Genomic DNA, 19,784 nt, shown 5'->3' with positions numbered 1-19,784 from the left:
AGGAATGAAATTGGATTAAAAAGAACCATCCTTGTCTTGCAGGATTTAACTGCCTGGGTATTCTTTGACATCTTCCTCGCCTCGTAAAATTCGAAGAGCTCCTTCAGCAAGAGCTTGCAATTCGTTTTCTCCCGGATGAACAAGAACATCCGCAATCCAATTGATGCGTTCAGAAATTTTCTGGACAAATTCCTTGCCGTAAGCAAGTCCCCCAGTAAGAACAATCGCATCAACCTTTCCAGCCAGGACTGCGCTGGCAGAACCGATTTCCTTTGCCACCTGGTATGCCATCGCATCATAAACTCGTTTCGCCTTTTCATTCCCTTGCTTGATCATCTTTTCAACCTTGACTGCATCATTTGTGCCCAGATAGCCAACAAGACCTCCTCTTCCGACAAGCATTCTCATGATTTCATCCCGAAAGTAATCTCCAGAAAAGCAAAGCTGAACAAGATCTCCAGCTGGTACGGTGCCTGCACGTTCCGGACTAAATGGACCATCTCCATGCAGACCATTGTTGACATCCACCACCCTTCCTCCTTTATGAGCACCCACGGTGATCCCGCCACCGAGATGGGTAATGATGAGGTTCAGCTCTTCATATTTCCTACCGAGGTCCCTCGCGACCCTTCGCGCAACCGCCTTTTGGTTGAGAGCATGGAAAATGCTCTTGCGTTCAATGAGCGAGAATCCAGATACACGGGCAATTGGCTCTAGTTCATCGACCACGACTGGATCCACAATAAACGACGGAATGTTCAAACCTGAAGCAATTTCAAACGCTAAAATACCACCTAAATTTGATGCGTGCTGGCCAGAGAATCCTGCCCGCAGATCTTCCAGCATTTTTTTGTTAACCTTATATGTTCCACCTTCAATCGGCCGTAAAAGACCTCCGCGCCCACAAACTGCACTTAGTTTCGAAATATTAATGCCTTCCGTATCAAGCGACTCAAGAATCGTCTTCTTCCTGAATTCGTATTGATCGATGATGGTTTCATAGGAGTTAATAATAGCTGAATCATGACGGATCGTTTTTTCAAAAATGGACACTTCGTTATCAAATACACCTATTTTCGTTGATGTAGATCCTGGATTTATCACGAGAATCCGATGTTCGGTTTGTTGCACAGTTAAACCTCCATTTTGCTTACAAGCATCTTTAATCCGTAATATCAGTAGCATGGAAGAACAGCAGAGGCGCCGAAGGAATGGTTCAGCGCACTCTGTAGTCATGTTTGATTAAGGCTTATCCTTTTCATCACAAAAACAAGCGACAAAAAAGGTTAACGGCGACTTAAGATATGTTGGCCATTTTGCAGGAACTGACTGCGAGAATTGCGCATTCTTTCAATACGTTCTTCCGCCATACGGTCTGCTGCTTTATAGGTAGGAATCCCGTCCCGCTTGGCAATTTCAATTACTTTTTCAATATTATTATAAATCGTTTCAACCTTTTTCATCGCTCTTTCAGCATTGTAGCCATATAGCTCATCTGCTACGTTAATTACTCCGCCAGCATTGATGACGTAATCAGGAGCGTAAACGATCCCCATTTGATGGATGATATCCCCATGTTTGGCATCCTTCAGCTGGTTGTTTGCTGCACCTGCAATAACCTTTGCTTTGATTTGTGGAATCGTTTCATCATTAATAACTGCACCTAAGGCACAAGGAGCATAAATATCACAGTCTACTCCATAGATTTCCTCTGGGGCTACAGACTTGGCCCCGAATGCTTCGACCGCTCTCTGCACTGCTTCTTTATTGATGTCCGTTACGATCAGGTTCGCTCCTTCTTCATGAAGATGACGGCATAGATGAAAGGCGACATTTCCTACACCCTGCACTGCGATTGTCTTCCCCTCAAGAGAATCTGTGCCAAATGCTTCCTTTGCAGCGGCCTTCATTCCTCTGTATACACCGTAAGCAGTTACAGGTGAAGGATTACCAGAAGAACCGAATGCTGGAGAAATACCAGTTACATAATCTGTTTCTTCATGGATCAAGTCCATATCAGCCACTGTCGTACCTACATCTTCAGCGGTGATGTACCTGCCATTTAAGCCCTGGACATACCGGCCGAATGCACGGAACAATTCTTCGTTCTTATCCTTGCGCGGGTCGCCGATGATGACCGTTTTTCCTCCGCCAAGATTAAGACCAGCTGCGGCATTCTTATAAGTCATCCCCTTTGCAAGTCGAAGAGCATCCTCGATCGCTGCTTCTTCTGAAGCGTAAGTCCACATACGGGTACCTCCCAAAGCTGGACCTAAAGTTGTATCATGTATGGCAATAATCGCCTTCAACCCTGATTGCTTATCTTGGCAAAACACTACCTGCTCATAATCATACTGTTCAAGATACTTGAAGATTTCCATTTCTAGTTCCCCCTTTTACTTATGTAGGTTATTTGTTAGTTAGTAGAGCATAATGCCAGTGCAAGAGAATATAGCTTGCTTTCCGCTGTATCTGCCCTGGATGTCAACACGATTGGAGCTTTTGCCCCAGCTATGACTGCGCCAACTTTTGCATTGGCGAAGTAAACTAATGATTTATACAATACATTACCGGCTTCGATTGCAGGCACTAAAAGGATATCAGCCTTCCCGGCGACGTCGCTCTTGATTCCCTTGTGCTCTGCAGCAAGCTGTGATACCGCATTGTCGAGCGCAAGCGGGCCATCGACAATACAACCGGAAATTTGCCCTCTTTGATTCATGACCGTCAATGCCGCTGCATCCGTGGTGGCTTGCATAGTAGGATTGACTACTTCCACCGCTGCCAGAGGCGCTACTCTTGGCATATCAATACCGATTGAATGAGCTACCCTGACGGCATTCGTAATTATTTGTGCCTTTTGTTCAAGGTCCGGCGCGATATTCATCCCAGCATCGGTAACGATTAAGTATCTGTCATACCCAGGCACTTCAAACACAGCTACATGCGATAATACCGCTCCTGCTCTGAGACCATATTCTTTATTCAGGACTGCCTTCAAGATTGCAGCAGTCGGGATATTCCCCTTCATCACTACCTGAGCTTCATTCGCATTTACAGCTTTCACTGCCAGCTCGGCTGCATTATTATTTGATGCAGAGAAAATTTCAATTCCTTGATGATTCGCGAGAACAGGGTATTGTGCAGCGATGATTCTATTGATTTCCTCTTCATCTCCATAGAGAAAAAAATCTGCAAGGTTTCTTTCAACAGCCCCGGCAACTGCTTCTAATACACGTGGATCTTCTGCCGCTGCTACTGCGATGGTTTTTTTGCCATTTTGAGAGGCCGTGCTAATCAGCGAGTCAAGCTTCATGTTTTTAGTCCATCCTTTCTTTCGTTTGCACATCACCCATTAGTATCTTATTGCAAGAAGCATGCCAATCAAAAAACATGAAAACGTTTTACTCTTGCTGAAAAATATTCTGCAAAATTTTGCGTACTATGAAGGTTATTGCATGCCATTTGTTTCAATACCATATTTTTCAAGTTTATAATAGAGATTCCTAACAGAAATCCCTAATACTTTGGCAGCCGCAGTTTTATTGCCTTTCATAGAATGAAGAGTTGATTTTATCACGCTTTCTTCGTATATTTCCAATTGCGTGGCTAAAGTCTCTGAACGGATTGGATCAGTCTCGCCGCTCTCCCTTTTCTTCTCCTCGCCTTTCTGAAGTTCAGGAAGATGTTCTTCCTGAATGATGGTCTCGGAATAATGTAGAAAAATGATTGCCCGGCCGAGCACATTCTCTAGTTCTCTGACATTCCCTGGCCAGTCATATGCCATCAACTTCTTAAGGGCACGATTGGATACACCTTCAACATTTCGTCCGTAGTCTTGATTTATTTTCTGGATCAATCTTTCGCAAAGCAGAGGAATGTCATCTTTCCTTCTTTTGAGAGGGGGGATATGGATCGGCATCCTGTTCAGCCGATAATATAAATCTTCCCTAAAACTGCCATTAGCTATCGCTTTTTCAAGATTTACATTGGTTGCAGCAATTATCCTGACATTGATAGGCACAGGTTTTGTTCCTCCGACACGGACAATTTCCCTTTCCTGCAGGACACGCAGTAATTTAGCCTGCGTATTTGCTGGCAAATCGCCGATTTCATCCAAAAAAATACTTCCGCTGTTTGCTTCTTCAAAGAATCCGCGCTTCCCACCTCTTTTTGCCCCTGAGAACGCCCCTTCTTCATAACCAAAAAGTTCACTTTCTAGCAGAGACTCTGAAAGCGCGGCACAATTGACTCGAATGAATTTGTTGAACTTGCGGTCACTGGCATTGTGAATTGCATGAGCAAAAAGCTCCTTCCCTGTACCTGATTCGCCGCGGAGGAGGACCGTTGCAGGTGTTTTTGCTCCTAGCTTCGCCTGTTCAATCGGGATTGTCATTTCTTCCGATTGGCCAATAATATCCTCAAACGAATATTTCGCCTCGAGCGTCCGAATGATCTGCCTTGCGCGATGGAGCTCCCGGTTAAGACTTTGGATTTCAGACATATCATGGATAACCCCGACACTGCCCTTTAATTTCCCATCCACTATGATAGGGGCAACATTTACGACTACTTCCTTTTTTTTCGGGCCAACCCTCATCGCTGCTCCGCGAACAGGCCTCCTCGTTTGAAGCACCTTCATATGCATGCTTTCTCCCTCAGAAATATCTGCAGTTGCTGGCTGTCCGATTACTTCTTCTTCTTTAAGCCCGGTTATTCTCGTGTAAGCAGGATTAATCATAATCCCTCGGCCATCCTCATCGACTACGGAAATAGCCTCATCGCTGGAATGAATGATTGCCTGGAGCATCGTCTGGATTTCTTTTAGGTTTGTGATTTCTTCCGCAAGATTTACTACTTCGGTGATATCCTTGAATACAGAAAAGGCACCAATCAGCTGGTCATTCTCATCAATGATCGGAATTCTTGTTGTGATAATCTTTGAGCCATTGGACAGCAATAATTCTTGATTAGACTCGATCTTTCTCGTAAGCAGGACTCTCGGAAGTTTGCTGGTCGGAATGATCTCCAGAACATGCCGGCCCTCAGCGCGCTCCCTCTTGTTCCCAATAATTTTTTCAGCGCTCTTATTGAATAAAGTTATTATTCCTTCTGTATTAATAACGACCATGCCGTCTCCAGAGGAATTAAAGATTAAATCATGTTCATATGTAATTTTTCTAAGAGTCTTGATTAGTTCTTCCTTTTCTTGTAACAAAGTTGCAAGAAGAAATGCGACGCTTCCCGGGATCAGTACCGTGCTTTTACTGCGAGCATCTCTCAATTCCTGGAAAACTTTTTCATCCCCGGTCACTTCGATAATGATATCCAATTCAGCGGACAAATACGCTTGCCAGTCTACCCCTGTAGGGATACCTGCTTCCTGCGCAGCTAGTATTCCGGGAGCATTTGGATTAATGTCAATAACCGCAGCTATAGAGGCCGTTTGTTTAAAAATATCAAGGATCGCTATTCCACCCTTGCCTGCACCTACAATCATTATTTTTTGCATAATTATTCACCACATGTTGGAAATATATTTCATGAATCTTCCTTTACAGCCTGCAATATCTTTCAATTTCATTGTAATGGTTTTTAAACAAACTGACAAATTTCTTTCGTGTCCACTTTTTCTGCAGCTAATTGCAAACAACAAATATTGCGGAAAAAGCTTATGTTGAAGTATACTTTCTAAAGAGGACAACCTTAATGAGGGGATTTTCAAATGATCAGAATTGTCGCGTTACTCATCATGGTAATACCAGGTGTTATTGCTGCTTTAGGGGTAAAACTAATGCGTGATATGGTTTTCGGAATTTTACAGGTCCCTTTTCCCTATTTATGGCTTCAGTTCCTGTCTGGACTACTCTTTTTTCTGGCGGGACTTGGATTCATCGCTGGTTTCATTCTGCATCGGGACCGTAAGAGAAATAAAGTACAGGCATTTTTCCGCATTCCGGATAGCAATAAAAAGCAACACAGGCCATGATGATCTGGCCTGTGTTTTATTTTCTATCCTTGACTCCGACTTAAAAAGAAATCAAGTAAGATTTGTTATGATGTATGGAAAAATAGCGAAATCTTTTCTAACTCCTTCAAGAGGCTTTATGCTCTAGACGCAGCTTGTCGGCGACCATTGCAATGAATTCGGAATTCGTAGGCTTTGCTTTTGACATGCTTACTGTATAGCCGAATAAGGAAGAAATGGATTCAATATTCCCTCTGCTCCACGCTACCTCAATCGCATGTCGGATTGCACGTTCTACCCTGCTGGCCGTTGTATTGAATTTCTTTGCAATATCTGGATAGAGAACTTTTGTGATTGATCCAAGGAGTTCAATATCGTTGTATACCATGGAAATAGCTTCACGCAAGTACATATAACCTTTAATATGAGCAGGAACTCCAATTTCATGGATAATGCTAGTAATGTTAGCATCTAGATTTTTGGGCTTTTGTTCTGCATTAGCCCTTCCATAATTGAGGGAAGAAGGCTTTCTTGCTACCATTTTTGCCTTGCCACTTACCTGACGGATATGCACAGCGAGTTGCTCCATATCGAATGGTTTCAGAATAAAGTAGGATGCTCCAAGCTCTACTGCTTTTTTCGTCACATCTTCTTGTCCGAAGGCTGTCAGCATGATGACATTCGGGATGATTGCTTTTTTCATATCACGGAGTCTCTCTAACACCGCGAGTCCATCAAGATGAGGCATGATAATATCTAAAAGCAGGACATCAGGATCCGTGTCTTCCAGCATTTCCAAACATTCCTGGCCGTTATGGGCGACACCGACGATTTCCATATCCTCCTGTGATGAAATAAATTCTTCCAAAAGATCGACTAGTTCTCTGTTATCATCTACAATGCATACTTTTATTTTGCTCACTGCTTAGTTCCTCCTCAATCAATCTGTTCTCTAAATTCTATTCTAAATAACTAATTCGACAATGCAACAGATATTCCTTTTATTTTTAATTTTTTCTTAAAAAAGTAATATTTTCTTATGTTTTCTTCCTTTTCCTTTGTTTTTCGACTCATTTCGATAGTTGACAATAAGGAGAGGAGGATTTTGTCGAATATCCTTTTAAACAAAGAAAAGGCGGCATTATATCGCCGCCAAATTTCTGTTAACTTGCCTGTTCTCTTTGTTTTTCATAAATGTCAATTCCGGCTTCATTTAGCATCCATTCGATATGGACTCCATATCCGCTTGTTGGATCATTTACGAACACATGCGTGACAGCCCCGACAAGTTTGTTGTCTTGTATGATCGGACTGCCGCTCATTCCCTGGACAATTCCGCCCGTTTTCTCAAGCAGCTCAGGATCGGTTATCTTGATAACCATCCCCTTTGTTGCCGGAAATTTTTGCGGGATGGTGCTAACAATTTCTATATCAAAAAGGTTCACCTCGTCATTATCGACAACGGTAAGAATTTTTGCTGGCCCTTCCTTTACTTGATGCGACAGAGCAATCGACAATGGTTTATCAAAAATCCCATTCGCAATCTCTTTGTTCAACTCCCCGAAGATCCCAAATGGGCTGTTTCTGCTGATCGTTCCAATTACTTCTCTGTCAGCAGAAAAACGAGCCAGCTTTTCACCCGGATTCCCTTTCCCGCCTTTTTCGATGGAAGTAACGGTTGACCTCACAATTTGCCCATCTTCAACGACAATCGGCTTTTTAGTATCCATATCTGATATGACATGGCCAAGCGCGCCATACTTTTTGGACTGAGGATGATAAAACGTCATCGTCCCAATACCTGCTGCCGAATCACGTATATACAAGCCAAGTTTATACGTGTTTTCGTTTACATCCTTCATAGGCTGAAGCTTCGTTTTGATTTTTTCATTATCCCTTTTGATGACTACATCCAACGCCTTTCCATTGGCTCCTGCTTGTTTAACAAGATCGCCGACGTCTGCCATTTTTTCTATTTGCTGTCCATTGATTTCCGTGATGATATCGCCTTTCTTAATACCAGCCAGCTCTCCTGGTGATACCCTTCCTTCCGCTGCCTGAACCTGATGATGCCCGACCACTAGGACACCAATCGTATTAAGTTTTACGCCTATTGATTGACCACCCGGTCTGACCTTAAAATCCTTTAGGACATTTACATCGACCTTTTTCACTGGAAAGCCGGCTAACTCAAGGACCATTTCGTCCTTTCCATGTCTCTTGGCGTCTATCGAAACCGTTTCATCTTTCTGGTCAACCGTAATGCTCGAATCCTTTAAAGGAGCCGTTACTTGAGCTGCATTTGCCTGGAACTCAAGAGTTTGCCCCTCGAACAATGTCAATTCACCTGGAATAGATAAATATTCATGTACTGGTTTTGCATATCCTAGAGCAATTAATGAAACAAGGAGAATTCCACCAATAAATTTTCTGAGAAAATCTTTTTTCATTCCATTCACTCTCCTCGCTTCTAGTTCACACACATCAAAAATGGCTACACCTTTAATTTTGCCTTGACTTGTCTCATTTATAACTAGTATAAAAATAAAAAAGCTACCCATTATGGATAGCTTTTCAAGTAACGGTCTTCATACTCTGTGCCATTTGCAGCAATTCCTCTGCATGCTGCTTTGTTAGCTCTGTGATTTCGACTCCGGAAATCATCCTGCCAATTTCCTTTACCTTTTCAGCAGCGGACAGGGGAGTGACAGAGGTTTTTGTCCGCCCGTTTTTTATCACTTTCGCGATATAAAGATGGGTATCCGCCATTGCTGCTACTTGAGGCAAGTGCGAAATACAGAGAACCTGGGAGTCAGTCGATACATGGTAGATCTTTTCGGCGATGGATTGTGCTACTCTCCCGCTGACACCTGTGTCCACTTCATCAAAAATTATCGACGTAACACCCTGATGTTTAGAGAAAATACTTTTTAGTGCGAGCATGATTCTAGACAATTCTCCTCCAGAAGCAATTTTTGATAATGGCTTTACGGGTTCACCTGGATTCGTTGAAATATAAAATTCAACTTTATCTACCCCATTTTTATGAAAATCGTCTAGGTCTGAATCGATCTTTAGTTCAAATACAGCTTTTTCCATATAAAGTTCTTTTAATTCTTTATGAATTAGTTTTGTCAGTTTCTTGGCCCATTTTTTTCGGATTTGTGTTATATGATGAGCTTCAATCCGCAAATCTTTTTTGAGCGAGGCCAATTCTTTTTCCATCTGGTCAATATGGACTTCTTTATTTTGCAAAGTTTCGATTTCTTCTTCTATTTTTGAGGCATATTCAAGAATTTCTTCAATCGTTTTTCCATATTTTCGCTTAAGCTGGTTCATTTCATTCAATCTGTCTTCTATCTCCAGCAAGCGCTGAGGGTCATACTCAAGAGAATCAAGGTGATTCCTGATCGTTCTCGCAGCATCCTCAATCATATAGAAGCTATTCGCGACTGCTTCTGCAACAGTTTTATACTCAGAATCCAACTCCGCAGCTGTTTGGAGATTATCCATGGCGAGACCAATCCAATCCAGACCTTGCTGATCGCCGTGCAGTGCATTATAGCTCATCTGGATGCTTTCAAAAATTCGTTCAAAATTGGCAAGCTTCCGTCGCTCTTCCAGCAATTCCACGTCCTCATTCATCATCAAGTTTGCGGACAGGATTTCATCATGCTGGAATTGGATTAGGTCTAATCTGTGTGCCATTTGCTGCTCATTTAACTTGAGACTATTAAGCTTTTTGAGTGTTTGTTCGAACGATCTATACACTTGACGATACTCCTGGATCGCTGGCAAGATCTCCTCGGAGCCAAACTGGTCGAGAAGGTTGATATGCCTAGTTTCATCCATGAGTTCCTGATGTTCATGCTGTCCATGGATATCAATCAGTGTGGAACCAACTTCTCTCAAGACAGCAATGGTGACAAGTTTCCCATTGATTCTGCACACACTTTTCCCATTGGCTGCAATATCCCTTCTTAAAACGATCATTCCGTCCTCTATTTCGATGCCGAATTCTGCTGCTTTCGCTTTACTTGGATGATTCGGGTCTTCAATAAAAAACAATCCTTCGATCTCCGCCTTATCCTCGCCATGCCGGACAAATTCAGCTGATCCTCTCCCGCCGACCAGCAAGTGGATGGCGTCGATAATAATCGATTTGCCGGCACCTGTTTCTCCGGTGAGAACAGTTAATCCTTTCGTAAAAGAAACAGATAAAGATTCAATAATCGCGAAATTACGTATTGATAATTCAGTTAACAAGCAAACGTCACCTCTATTTACAGCATCTCTAGAAAACGATTTGTGACTCGCTCTGTATCCTCCGGAGTCCGGCAAATAATCAAGATCGTATCGTCCCCACAAATCGTCCCTAATATATCATCCCAATCCAAATTGTCTATCAGCGCGCCAATTGCATTTGCGTTGCCTGGCAAGGTTTTCATGACTAACAGATGTCCAGCTTGATCGATACGCGTAAAAGCATCCTTTAGCGCTCTCTTTAATTTTTGCAATGGGTTGAATCGCTGGTCAGCGGGGAGGCTATATTTATATCGTCCGTCACTCAACGGCACCTTTACTAGATGCAGCTCTTTAATATCACGGGAAACTGTGGCCTGTGTTACATTATAACCCGCTGACTTTAAACGGTCGACGAGTTCATCCTGAGTCTCGATATCTCTGCTCGCAATCAGTTCACGGATTTTAATTAGTCGTTGTCCTTTATTCATTCCTATCACCTCTGGGAAAAATCCGAACATTCCTATACCCTTATGTTAGCCGATTTTAATAAAATGTACAATCTTTCAGAAAAAAAGAACAGACGTTTCAGTCTATTCTTCGCTACTAGTTTGTTTTGATTTTAATTGATCATGTGCATTCGTCACGACTTCTTCAGGCAGGAGCTTTGCCATCAATTTCCCTGGTTTTTCTTCACGATTGTTCCACTGGAGATGGAGCAGGAATTCAATATTGCCGTCGCCACCGGTAATTGGCGAGAAGCTTAAGTTGAGGACGTCATAGCCTTCTTCCATGGAAAAAGAGAGGATTCTGTTTAAAACCTGTTCGTGAATCTTCCTGTCACGGATGATTCCTTTTTTGCCTACCTGATCTCTTCCTGCCTCGAACTGCGGTTTTACGAGCGCCACGATATCACTTCCAGTTACGATCAGTGTTTTAAGGACCGGCAAGATGAGACGAAGGGAAATAAACGAAACATCAATACTCGCAAAATCAGGCATCCCTTTTGCAAAGTCTTCTCGTTTCACATAACGGAAATTTGTCCGCTCCATCACGACAACCCTTTCGTCCTGGCGAAGCTTCCAGGCGAGCTGATTGTAGCCAACATCAAGGGCATAAGACATTTTAGCACCATTTTGCAGGGCGCAATCAGTGAATCCTCCAGTGGAAGCTCCAATATCGAGCAGCGTTTTCCCTTTGACATCAAGTTCAAAAATTGCCAAAGCCTTTTCCAATTTTAATCCGCCGCGGCTTACATATGGGAGAGGGTTTCCTTTTACCGTCAACGGCAGGTCGACGCTAATCTTTTCACCTGGCTTGTCAAGTCTGGATTCGTTTGAGTACACAAGTCCTGCCATCACGGTCCTTTTCGCTTTTTCTCTTGTTTCGGCAAGGCCGCGTTCTACTAGCAGTACGTCTAAACGTTCTTTTTTCATTTTCATTGCTTACGCCCTTTTTTGTTTCTTTCTTGCAAGCTTTTGCATCCTTAAAACTACATCTTCTGTTGTCATGCCAATTTCCTGAAGCAGTTTGTCCACGCTGCCATGTTCTATAAACTTGTCCGGAATGCCCATTCTGTCGATCTCAACGTGCCCAAAGCCAAGGTCATGCACTGTTTCAAGCACGAAGCTCCCGAATCCGCCCTGAAGAACAGCTTCTTCGATCGTCAAGATTGGCATATTTTTGTTGAGAATCTCTGTGAGCATTTTTTCATCAAGCGGCTTGATAAAACGGGCATTGACAACCTTGATGGATATGCCTTGTTTTTGAAGAATATTTGCCGCTTCCATTGCCATTGCAATCGTGGTACCGAACGTGAGGATCGCTCCATCTTCTCCTTTTCGAAGCACTTCCCAGCTGCCAATCGGTATCAGCTTCAGTTCGTCATCCAAAGGGACGCCGAGACCATTGCCTCTAGGATAACGCATTGCAATTGGTCCATCATCATAATGAATGGCAGTGTTTACCATATGTTGTCCTTCATTTTCATCCTTCGGCATCATCAAAACCATATTTGGCAAATGTCTTAAAAAAGCAATATCGAATACACCTTGATGCGTTTCTCCATCCGCTCCTACAAGGCCTGCCCGATCAATGCCAATAAACACATTTAGATTTTGACGGCAAATATCATGGACCACCTGATCGTAAGCACGCTGGAGGAAGGTGGAATAGATCGCGAGAAATGGCTTCATTTTTTGTGTCGCCAAACCCGCAGCAAAAGTAGCTGCATGCTGCTCTGCAATGCCAACATCAATCATCCGATCTGGGAATTCACTAGCGAATCCCTCCAATTTTGATCCAACAGGCATTGCTGGTGTTACCGCGACGATCCGTTCGTCTTCCCTGGCCATTTTCCTTACCGTTTCGCTAACAAGCTTGCTCCAAGCAGGCGGCGACAAATCTGGTTTAACAAAATCACCTGTTTCCATTTTATAAGGACCGGTTCCATGCCAGGTTCCGATTTTATCACTTTCAGCAGGGTTGTATCCCTTTCCCTTTTTGGTGATGACATGCAGCAGCACAGGGCCTTCCTGCTTTTTCGCATAAGCAAGGTTTTCGAACAGCGCATCATAATCATGGCCATCGACCGGTCCAAGATAGGTGAAACCTAGCTCTTCGAAAAAAATTCCTGAAACGAAAAGATACTTTAAACTATCTTTGATCCGTTCAGCTGTGGCTGCCAACTGCCCGCCAATCGCAGGGATTTTTTTCAATAGGTATTCTAGTTCATCCTTTACCCAGTGGTATTTGCCCGCCGTGCGAAGGCGTCCAAGCATATTATGCATAGCTCCGACATTTGGTGCAATCGACATTTCATTATCATTCAGAATCACGATCAACTTCTTTTTCTCATGTCCGATATGGTTCAACGCCTCTAAAGCCATCCCCCCTGTAAGGGCACCATCGCCGATAATCGGTATGATACAGGAAGATTCTCCCTTTAAATCTCGGGCAATTGCCATTCCCATGGCAGCCGATAAAGAGGTCGAGCTATGGCCGGTTTCCCAGACATCATGCTCACTTTCTGCCATTTTCGGGAAACCGCACAGGCCTTTATATTGCCGCAAAGTATCGAATTGGCATGCTCTTCCTGTCAAGATTTTATGAACATAGGACTGGTGTCCAACATCCCAGAGAAATTTATCCTTCGGGCTGTCAAAGCATTTATGAAGAGCAATCGTTAATTCAACAACTCCGAGATTCGGGCCTATATGTCCGCCTGTGACCGATAATTTTTCAATTAAAAACTGCCGAATCTCCCTCCCTAACTCTTCCAATTCCTTATTCGAAAGATTCTTCAAGAAGGAAGGGTCTTTTATCGATAAAAGATCCATTCGGACCACTCGCTTTCATTTCTGACTTATCATTCTGCCATTTTATTTTTGGCTGTTTTCGATCCTTCTGTTTAGGGATGCTGTTTTAGAAAAATTAGTTACACATGGCTATAATAAAATAGGTGTTAGTAATACCATATAGTATAGAAAGACCGGATTTCAAGCTTTTCCTTGGATGACAGCGGTTATTTTTCACACGATCCATTGCAAATGTAAAAAAACTGCCAACACCAAGGTGCCAACAGCTTATTATAGCACATGGATAAAAAGGTCTTCAACGACGCACAGATTGTTAATAGTTCCTCAACCCAATCAAATCGGTAATTTGTGAAAGGACATCTACTTGAAGTCCCATTGAATTCAAAGTATCTTTAGCAAGGATGAGGTGATCTTGCAAGGCTTTTTTTGCTCCTTCCAGACCAAGCAGGGCTGGGTAAGTGCTTTTTTCGTTCATTGCATCGCTTCCGATTGGTTTGCCGATCATTTCTTCTGTCCCTTCTAGGTCCAGGATATCGTCACGTATCTGAAAAGCGAGACCGAGATGATACGCAAACTTGGCCAGCATTTTCTTTTGCACCTCATTTGCTCCAGCAATCTCTGCTCCAGCGATGATACTATATTCAAGCAACTTCCCAGTTTTATGAAGATGGATATATTCCAATTGTTCGAGAGTCAGCTGCTTGTGCTCCCCTTCCATATCGGCTATTTGGCCTCCAACCATCCCTGCAGCACCAGCTGCTACTGACAGTCCTTTTATTAATGAAAACTTGACAGTTGCTAATGCCGCTTCTTCTGGCATATCCGCAAGCATGCTAAAGCTCAAGGTCAATAAGGCATCTCCTGCGAGAATGGCTGTTGCTTCTCCGAAAACCTTGTGATTCGTCGGCTTTCCCCTTCTTAAATCGTCATCATCCATGCTTGGCAGATCATCATGGATCAAAGAATAAGTATGGACCATTTCAATTGCCGCAGCAGCATCAAGTCCATGAATCGGGTCTTTTCCAAAAGCGTCAATCACCGCAAAGACCAGGAGCGGACGGATTCTCTTCCCGCCTGCTTCCAGCGAATAGAGCATGGCTTTTGCAAGATTTTCCGGAGTCTCCAGGGAACCAACTGCATCCCTGAGCCGCTCCTCAAGAAGTGTCTTATATTTCTTTGTAAAAGATTCTAATGAAACAGGATGCAATACTATTCCTCCTCATTCATGAAGAAGCTTTCCGTCCGTCCATCTTCATTCATAATTTGAGCCAGTTGTTCTTCCACATTCTTTAGCTTATCATGGCAAAGCTTGGATAATTCCATTCCTTCTTTATAAAACGAAATGGCTTCCTCCAATGGCACATCACCCTCTTCTAATTTTTCAACAATATTTTCCAGTTGGTCCATTGCCTGTTCAAAGCTTAGGGTTTTTTCTTCAGCCACTTATCTCACTCTCCTTTATATCGGTAACCACGCATTGAAGGCTTCCGTCAGAAAGCTTGACGAATATTTTTCTTTCCGGCTTCACCTGATTCACTGTCTTGATTAAATTTCCATCCTCAGTGTAGGCTAGACTATATCCGCGGTCCATTATTTTCAAGGGGCTCAATGCTTCAAGAGTGGACAGGGTCCCGTTGAACTCTTTTCTTTTTTTTGAAACAACTGCTGTCATCGCCCTGTTTAATGCCCGCGTTGTTCTGATATATCTCTGTGCTGACAATTTCCTTACTTCCTCTGGATGACTGCGCTCCAATCTTCGTTTTAATTGAATAAGCGCTTCGTTTCTGTTGGAATAGAGCTTCTTTGCTCCGCGGGTCAATGCTTCCGTCAACTTGTCCACTTGTTCAAGTTTTTGTTCATACAATTTCCTCGGATAGCGAAAGGCATAAGATTTGATCAACCGCTGGTAGCGCTCCTGCTGGAAGAACACCTTTTCGCGCATAGCCCTCATCAGTCTTGTTTCTCTGTTCATTATCTTCTCGAGCAATTCCTGGATATGAGGGACAGCCAATTCAGCCGCAGCTGTCGGCGTCGGTGCTCTCATATCTGCAACGAAATCAGCAATCGTGAAATCTGTTTCATGTCCAACTGCTGAAATGATCGGTATTCGCGAGGCAAAAATCGCTCTTGCGACCATTTCCTCATTGAAATTCCACAATTCCTCTATCGATCCACCTCCGCGTCCGATGATTAGCACATCAAGATTGCCTTGTTCATTTGCCTTCTCGATTGCCTTTACGATGGAAGGGCCACCCTGGTCACCTTGGACAAGAGCTGGGAAGATCAGTACCTTTGTTATTGGATATCTTCTTTTGATGGTGGTTAATATATCCCTTATCGCTGCTCCTGTTGGGGATGTAACAATTCCGACAGCCTTTGGGTACTTGGGAATAGATTGTTTATTGTTTGGAGAAAAGAGCCCCTCCTGTTCAAGCTTTTTCTTGAGCTGCTCATAGGCAACAAATAAATCGCCAACTCCATCGGTTTTCATGTCTTTTATGTATATTTGATACTGGCCGCTGCCTTCATAAACAGAGATTTCCCCTCTAACCAGTACCTTCATCCCATTCTCGGGCATAAACTTCATGCTTCGCGCTGACCCAGCAAACATGACAGCTAGGATTCGGGCTTTCTCGTCCTTGAGGGTAAAATACATGTGTCCGCTTGAATGTCTTTTGAAGTTGGAAATTTCCCCCTTTAGATAAACACCTTGCAAATGCGGATCAGCATCGAATTTTCGTTTTATGTATTTCGTAAGCGCATGAACGGTAAGATAATGCTGTTGCTCCATTGGAAAAACTCCTTTGGCAAGACTGATCTAATCGATAAGAAAAAGCTGCCCATATCAATAATAAGTATAGAAACCCGATTCGTATCTCACCATCCAAAGTGGATGAACAGATATAGGCAGAATCATTTTTTAACGGTTTGAATCTGGCAATTTGCTACTATGATTTTTTGCCGACTTCAAGGTATTGTACATCAGCATGGCAATCGTCATTGGACCGACACCGCCAGGAACCGGAGTAATATAGCCTGCTTTTTCTTTTACTTCCTCAAAAGCGACGTCCCCGCAAAGTTTGCCTTGCTCGTCCCGGTTCATGCCTACGTCGATGACCACAGCTCCTGGCTTGATATGTTCTGCTGTAATCAATCCAGCTTTTCCAACAGCAGCTACAATGATATCTGCCTGCTTTGTCTGTTCCTTCAAATCTTTTGTTCTCGAATGACAATAGGTAACCGTTGCATTTTCATTTAAAAACAATTGACCTGCCGGCTTCCCAACAATATTGCTTCTGCCCACAATAACTACATGCTTGCCGGAAAGGTCGATTCCGATTTCCTCCATCATCACCATCACACCGTATGGAGTACATGGCAAAAATGCATCCTGTCCGGTCATCATTCGGCCAATATTAAGGGGATGGAAGCCATCCACATCTTTTTCAGGAGAAATAGCTTCAATCAATTTCTTTTCACTGATATGTGTTGGAAGTGGAAGCTGTACCAAAATGCCATGAATGGCTTCATCATGATTCAGTTCATCGATTTTAGCCAATAGCTCCTGTTCCGTAATCGACACCGGAAACTCAATCAGCACATTGTGCATACCCAGTTCTCCGGCTGTTTTTTGCTTGCTGTTCACATAAGTTCTTGATGCTTGGTTCTCTCCGACAAGAATAACAGCAAGACCAGGAATGATCCCCTGTTTTTTAAGCTCCTGGACTTGGTCCGCAATCTCTAACCTTTTCTTTTTTGCAATTTCTTTCCCATCAATGATTGTAGCAGCCATACATTCTCCCCCTATGTAATCGTGAAAAAGCCAATCAATATGCTTCTAATGGTGTTAAGAGATACTTTGTTTCACTTTCGACAGAACTCCATTAATGAACCGACTTGATTGGTCATCTCCATATAATTTAGCAATTTCAATCGCTTCATCAAGAACAACATTCACCGGTACTTCTTGATTGCAATATTTCAATTCATATACAGCCAGGCGAAGCAGATTGCGGTCAACAGCTGCCAGGCGGTCGAGGGACCACTTTTCCAAATACATCTTGATCTCCTCATCAATCTCTGGCTGATGCTTCAATGTACCATTCACAAGCATGTTCAGATAGTCATCTCCGCTTTCTTCTTCCAGCACATGTTCAATCGCATCGGCTGCATCCACCTTGCTTATATCAATCTGAAATAAGGCTTGCAGTGCCTTTTCTCTTGCTGTTCTTCTTTTCATGGAAATCATTAGCTCCTTTTTCACTTGTCTGATGCTAACAAAATAATAGCATATCCTATCGGATAAAGCATAGTTTCCTATTATTTTTCACTTATTAGTAAGAAAAGCGCAAGCGCCTTGTTCAGCCCCGACAAGCGCTGGAGCTGGACCATTCTCAAAGTGAATTTTATACTTTTTATCTTAAAAAAACCAAAGGCATGTATCTTTATGCCTTTGGTTTTGGTGATTACACTTCCTGGTCGACTTCTGTTTCTGGTTTTTGATTTTCGAATTGAATGCCGACTATATGGATATTGACTTCTGTTGCATCAAGCGCGGTCATGTTTAATAATGCCTGACGGATGTTATCCTGAATCCTCTGTGCAACGACAGGAATGGATACACCAAACTTCATAACGCAATAAACATCAACCTTGATTCCATCTTCGACTAACTCCACTTTTACACCTTTGCCGTGGTTTTTTTTTCCGAGTCTTTCGACTACCCCAGCAGCAAAGCTGCCGCGCATTTGCATAACACCCTCTACTTCGGATGCAGCAATGCTTGCGATCACTTCAATTACTTCAGGTGCAATTTCTACTTTTCCTAATCCGTTTTCGTCATGGCTCATTTCCAATGTGTGTTGCTGTTCATTCATAGCTAGACCCTCCTATTATTCTTCTGACATTACATCATACATTTCCAGGAATTTCGTATTGAATTGACCTTCCACGAATTTTTCATGGTTCAGCAGCTTGAGATGAAACGGGATGGTAGTATGGATTCCCTCAATCAAAAATTCACCGAGCGCCCTCTTCATGCGATCAATTGCTTCTTCTCTGCTACTTCCATAAGTAATGACTTTTGCAATCATTGAATCATAGTAGGGCGGGATTGTATAACCAGGATATGCCGCTGAATCTATTCTAACACCAAACCCACCTGGCGGGAGGTACATTTTGATTTTCCCTGCTGATGGCATGAAATTTTTTGCTGGATTTTCCGCATTTATCCGACATTCTATCGCCCAGCCGTTGAACTGAACGTCTTCCTGCGAAAGACTTAGCTTTTCGCCGGAAGCAATCTTGATCTGTTCCTTGATTAAATCGACGCCTGTCACCATTTCGGTTACAGGATGTTCCACCTGGATGCGGGTATTCATTTCCATGAAATAAAATTTGCGCTCGTGGTAGTCATATATAAATTCTACAGTGCCTGCACCAGTATAATCAACTGCTTTTGCAGCTTTGACTGCTGCCATGCCCATTTCTGCCCTTGTTTCCCCGTCAAGCGCCGGAGAAGGTGTCTCCTCTAGCAGTTTTTGCAGGCGTCTTTGAATAGTGCAATCCCGCTCTCCAAGGTGGATGGTGTGGCCGTAGCTGTCAGCAAGGACCTGGATTTCCACATGACGGAAATCTTCTATATATTTTTCCATATATACTCCAGGATTTCCGAACGCTGTCATTGCTTCCTGCTGGGTGATCGTAATTCCTTTGATCATCTCTTGTTCATTCCGGGCAACACGGATTCCTTTCCCGCCTCCGCCAGCCGTTGCCTTGATAATGACCGGATACCCGATGTCATTTGCAAGGTTTTGAGCCTCCTCTAAACTATCAATGATTCCCTGCGAACCAGGAACGATTGGCACATTCGCCTGCTTCATCGTTTCTCGCGCAACATCCTTTGTTCCCATTTTTTGGATCGCTTCAGGAGATGGACCAATGAAAATGATATTACACTCTCTGCATAGCTCGGCAAAATCAGCGTTTTCAGAAAGGAAGCCGTATCCCGGATGAATGGCATCGCATCCTGTTAAATTTGCCACGCTGATTATATTGGTGAAATTTAAATAACTATCCCTTGAAGCCTTAGGTCCGATGCAGTATGCCTCATCAGCTAGCTGTACATGGAGAGATTCTTTGTCAGCTTCCGAATAGACAGCGACGGACTCTATGCCCAATTCTCTGCACGCACGGATGACCCGGACTGCTATTTCTCCCCTGTTGGCAATTAGTACTTTTTCAATCATCTATATCGC

Annotated in this window: 18 protein-coding genes; 1 reads left to right on the top strand and 17 read right to left on the bottom strand. The window is 43.2% G+C overall.

The features are described 5' to 3' along the window. Positions 1-45: 45 nt before the first annotated feature. The 4 genes from buk to J2S25_RS09455 all read right to left on the bottom strand — a co-directional run bounded on the left by buk (position 46) and on the right by J2S25_RS09455 (position 5,512). Positions 46-1,131, bottom strand: coding sequence for a butyrate kinase (buk, locus tag J2S25_RS09470; protein WP_044393762.1), 1,086 nt, complete (start codon positions 1,129-1,131; stop codon positions 46-48). 155 nt (positions 1,132-1,286) lie between these two features. Beyond that, positions 1,287-2,381, bottom strand: a complete 1,095-nt coding sequence (gene bcd, locus J2S25_RS09465; protein ID WP_044393761.1) for a branched-chain amino acid dehydrogenase — start codon at positions 2,379-2,381, stop codon at positions 1,287-1,289. A 35-nt stretch (positions 2,382-2,416) separates the two neighbouring features. Next, positions 2,417-3,316 (bottom strand): phosphate butyryltransferase, encoded by a 900-nt coding sequence (gene yqiS / locus J2S25_RS09460; RefSeq protein WP_044393760.1) that lies wholly within the window; start codon positions 3,314-3,316, stop codon positions 2,417-2,419. 135 nt (positions 3,317-3,451) lie between these two features. Then, a complete protein-coding gene (locus J2S25_RS09455) occupies positions 3,452-5,512 on the bottom strand; it encodes a sigma-54 interaction domain-containing protein (RefSeq protein ID WP_307191767.1) in 2,061 nt (686 codons plus the stop codon). A gap of 213 nt (positions 5,513-5,725) precedes the next feature. Between J2S25_RS09455 and J2S25_RS09450 the strand changes: the two genes are divergently transcribed. Continuing rightward, positions 5,726-5,989 carry a DUF2627 domain-containing protein gene (locus J2S25_RS09450; RefSeq protein ID WP_044393756.1) on the top strand — a complete coding sequence of 88 codons (264 nt, stop codon included), beginning with the start codon at positions 5,726-5,728 and terminating at the stop codon, positions 5,987-5,989. 106 nt (positions 5,990-6,095) lie between these two features. Here the strand turns inward: J2S25_RS09450 and spo0A are convergent, their stop codons facing one another. From spo0A to accC, 13 genes are all read right to left on the bottom strand, one after another. Beyond that, a complete protein-coding gene (spo0A, locus tag J2S25_RS09445) occupies positions 6,096-6,890 on the bottom strand; it encodes a sporulation transcription factor Spo0A (protein ID WP_044393755.1) in 795 nt (264 codons plus the stop codon). Between the two features lie 241 nt (positions 6,891-7,131). Next, positions 7,132-8,418, bottom strand: a complete 1,287-nt coding sequence (gene spoIVB / locus J2S25_RS09440; protein ID WP_044393754.1) for a SpoIVB peptidase — start codon at positions 8,416-8,418, stop codon at positions 7,132-7,134. Positions 8,419-8,542: 124 nt separating this feature from the next. Next, positions 8,543-10,234: a DNA repair protein RecN gene (gene recN / locus J2S25_RS09435; RefSeq protein WP_044393753.1), complete on the bottom strand. Its 1,692-nt coding sequence runs from the start codon at positions 10,232-10,234 to the stop codon at positions 8,543-8,545. Between the two features lie 17 nt (positions 10,235-10,251). Further along, positions 10,252-10,701 carry a transcriptional regulator AhrC/ArgR gene (ahrC, locus tag J2S25_RS09430; RefSeq protein WP_044393793.1) on the bottom strand — a complete coding sequence of 150 codons (450 nt, stop codon included), beginning with the start codon at positions 10,699-10,701 and terminating at the stop codon, positions 10,252-10,254. 102 nt (positions 10,702-10,803) lie between these two features. Further along, a complete protein-coding gene (locus tag J2S25_RS09425; RefSeq protein ID WP_044393752.1) occupies positions 10,804-11,652 on the bottom strand; it encodes a TlyA family RNA methyltransferase in 849 nt (282 codons plus the stop codon). A 3-nt stretch (positions 11,653-11,655) separates the two neighbouring features. Beyond that, positions 11,656-13,548, bottom strand: a complete 1,893-nt coding sequence (gene dxs, locus J2S25_RS09420; protein WP_307191766.1) for a 1-deoxy-D-xylulose-5-phosphate synthase — start codon at positions 13,546-13,548, stop codon at positions 11,656-11,658. Positions 13,549-13,840: 292 nt separating this feature from the next. Continuing rightward, on the bottom strand, positions 13,841-14,734 hold the full coding sequence (locus J2S25_RS09415) for a polyprenyl synthetase family protein (protein WP_044393748.1): 894 nt from the start codon (positions 14,732-14,734) through the stop codon (positions 13,841-13,843). Between the two features lie 2 nt (positions 14,735-14,736). Further along, complete coding sequence (locus J2S25_RS09410) at positions 14,737-14,970, bottom strand: exodeoxyribonuclease VII small subunit (RefSeq protein WP_044393746.1); 234 nt, start codon at positions 14,968-14,970, stop codon at positions 14,737-14,739. Next, positions 14,963-16,318, bottom strand: a complete 1,356-nt coding sequence (xseA, locus tag J2S25_RS09405; protein ID WP_044393744.1) for an exodeoxyribonuclease VII large subunit — start codon at positions 16,316-16,318, stop codon at positions 14,963-14,965. The genes J2S25_RS09410 and xseA overlap by 8 nt, the downstream gene beginning before the upstream one ends. A gap of 129 nt (positions 16,319-16,447) precedes the next feature. After that, entirely contained in the window at positions 16,448-17,320 is an 873-nt protein-coding gene (gene folD, locus J2S25_RS09400; RefSeq protein ID WP_044393743.1) for a bifunctional methylenetetrahydrofolate dehydrogenase/methenyltetrahydrofolate cyclohydrolase FolD, read from the bottom strand. Between the two features lie 54 nt (positions 17,321-17,374). After that, a complete protein-coding gene (nusB, locus tag J2S25_RS09395; protein WP_044393742.1) occupies positions 17,375-17,767 on the bottom strand; it encodes a transcription antitermination factor NusB in 393 nt (130 codons plus the stop codon). Positions 17,768-17,993: 226 nt separating this feature from the next. Then, complete coding sequence (locus J2S25_RS09390; RefSeq protein ID WP_044393740.1) at positions 17,994-18,404, bottom strand: Asp23/Gls24 family envelope stress response protein; 411 nt, start codon at positions 18,402-18,404, stop codon at positions 17,994-17,996. Between the two features lie 15 nt (positions 18,405-18,419). Then, positions 18,420-19,775, bottom strand: coding sequence for an acetyl-CoA carboxylase biotin carboxylase subunit (gene accC, locus J2S25_RS09385; protein ID WP_044393738.1), 1,356 nt, complete (start codon positions 19,773-19,775; stop codon positions 18,420-18,422). Between the last annotated feature and the right edge of the window lie 9 nt (positions 19,776-19,784).

It is taken from the genome of Mesobacillus stamsii, assembly GCF_030814065.1.
Taxonomy (GTDB): Bacteria; Bacillota; Bacilli; order Bacillales; family Cytobacillaceae; genus Mesobacillus; species Mesobacillus stamsii.
Note: the sequence above shows the minus strand (reverse complement) of the source record. Positions and strands in the feature narration are given on the sequence as shown.

Excerpts from the sequence above, each read along its gene's own strand:
- J2S25_RS09450 (WP_044393756.1), top strand. The coding sequence starts at position 5,726 with ATGATCAGAATTGTCGCGTTACTCATCATGGTAATACCAGGTGTTATT.
- ahrC (WP_044393793.1), bottom strand. The coding sequence starts at position 10,701 with ATGAATAAAGGACAACGACTAATTAAAATCCGTGAACTGATTGCGAGC.
- J2S25_RS09390 (WP_044393740.1), bottom strand. The coding sequence starts at position 18,404 with ATGAATGAACAGCAACACACATTGGAAATGAGCCATGACGAAAACGGA.
- yqiS (WP_044393760.1), bottom strand. The coding sequence starts at position 3,316 with ATGAAGCTTGACTCGCTGATTAGCACGGCCTCTCAAAATGGCAAAAAA.
- bcd (WP_044393761.1), bottom strand. The coding sequence starts at position 2,381 with ATGGAAATCTTCAAGTATCTTGAACAGTATGATTATGAGCAGGTAGTG.
- J2S25_RS09455 (WP_307191767.1), bottom strand. The coding sequence starts at position 5,512 with ATGCAAAAAATAATGATTGTAGGTGCAGGCAAGGGTGGAATAGCGATC.
- nusB (WP_044393742.1), bottom strand. The coding sequence starts at position 17,767 with ATGAAAAGAAGAACAGCAAGAGAAAAGGCACTGCAAGCCTTATTTCAG.
- spoIVB (WP_044393754.1), bottom strand. The coding sequence starts at position 8,418 with ATGAAAAAAGATTTTCTCAGAAAATTTATTGGTGGAATTCTCCTTGTT.
- J2S25_RS09425 (WP_044393752.1), bottom strand. The coding sequence starts at position 11,652 with ATGAAAATGAAAAAAGAACGTTTAGACGTACTGCTAGTAGAACGCGGC.
- dxs (WP_307191766.1), bottom strand. The coding sequence starts at position 13,548 with ATGGATCTTTTATCGATAAAAGACCCTTCCTTCTTGAAGAATCTTTCG.
- folD (WP_044393743.1), bottom strand. The coding sequence starts at position 17,320 with ATGGCTGCTACAATCATTGATGGGAAAGAAATTGCAAAAAAGAAAAGG.
- xseA (WP_044393744.1), bottom strand. The coding sequence starts at position 16,318 with ATGGAGCAACAGCATTATCTTACCGTTCATGCGCTTACGAAATACATA.
- accC (WP_044393738.1), bottom strand. The coding sequence starts at position 19,775 with ATGATTGAAAAAGTACTAATTGCCAACAGGGGAGAAATAGCAGTCCGG.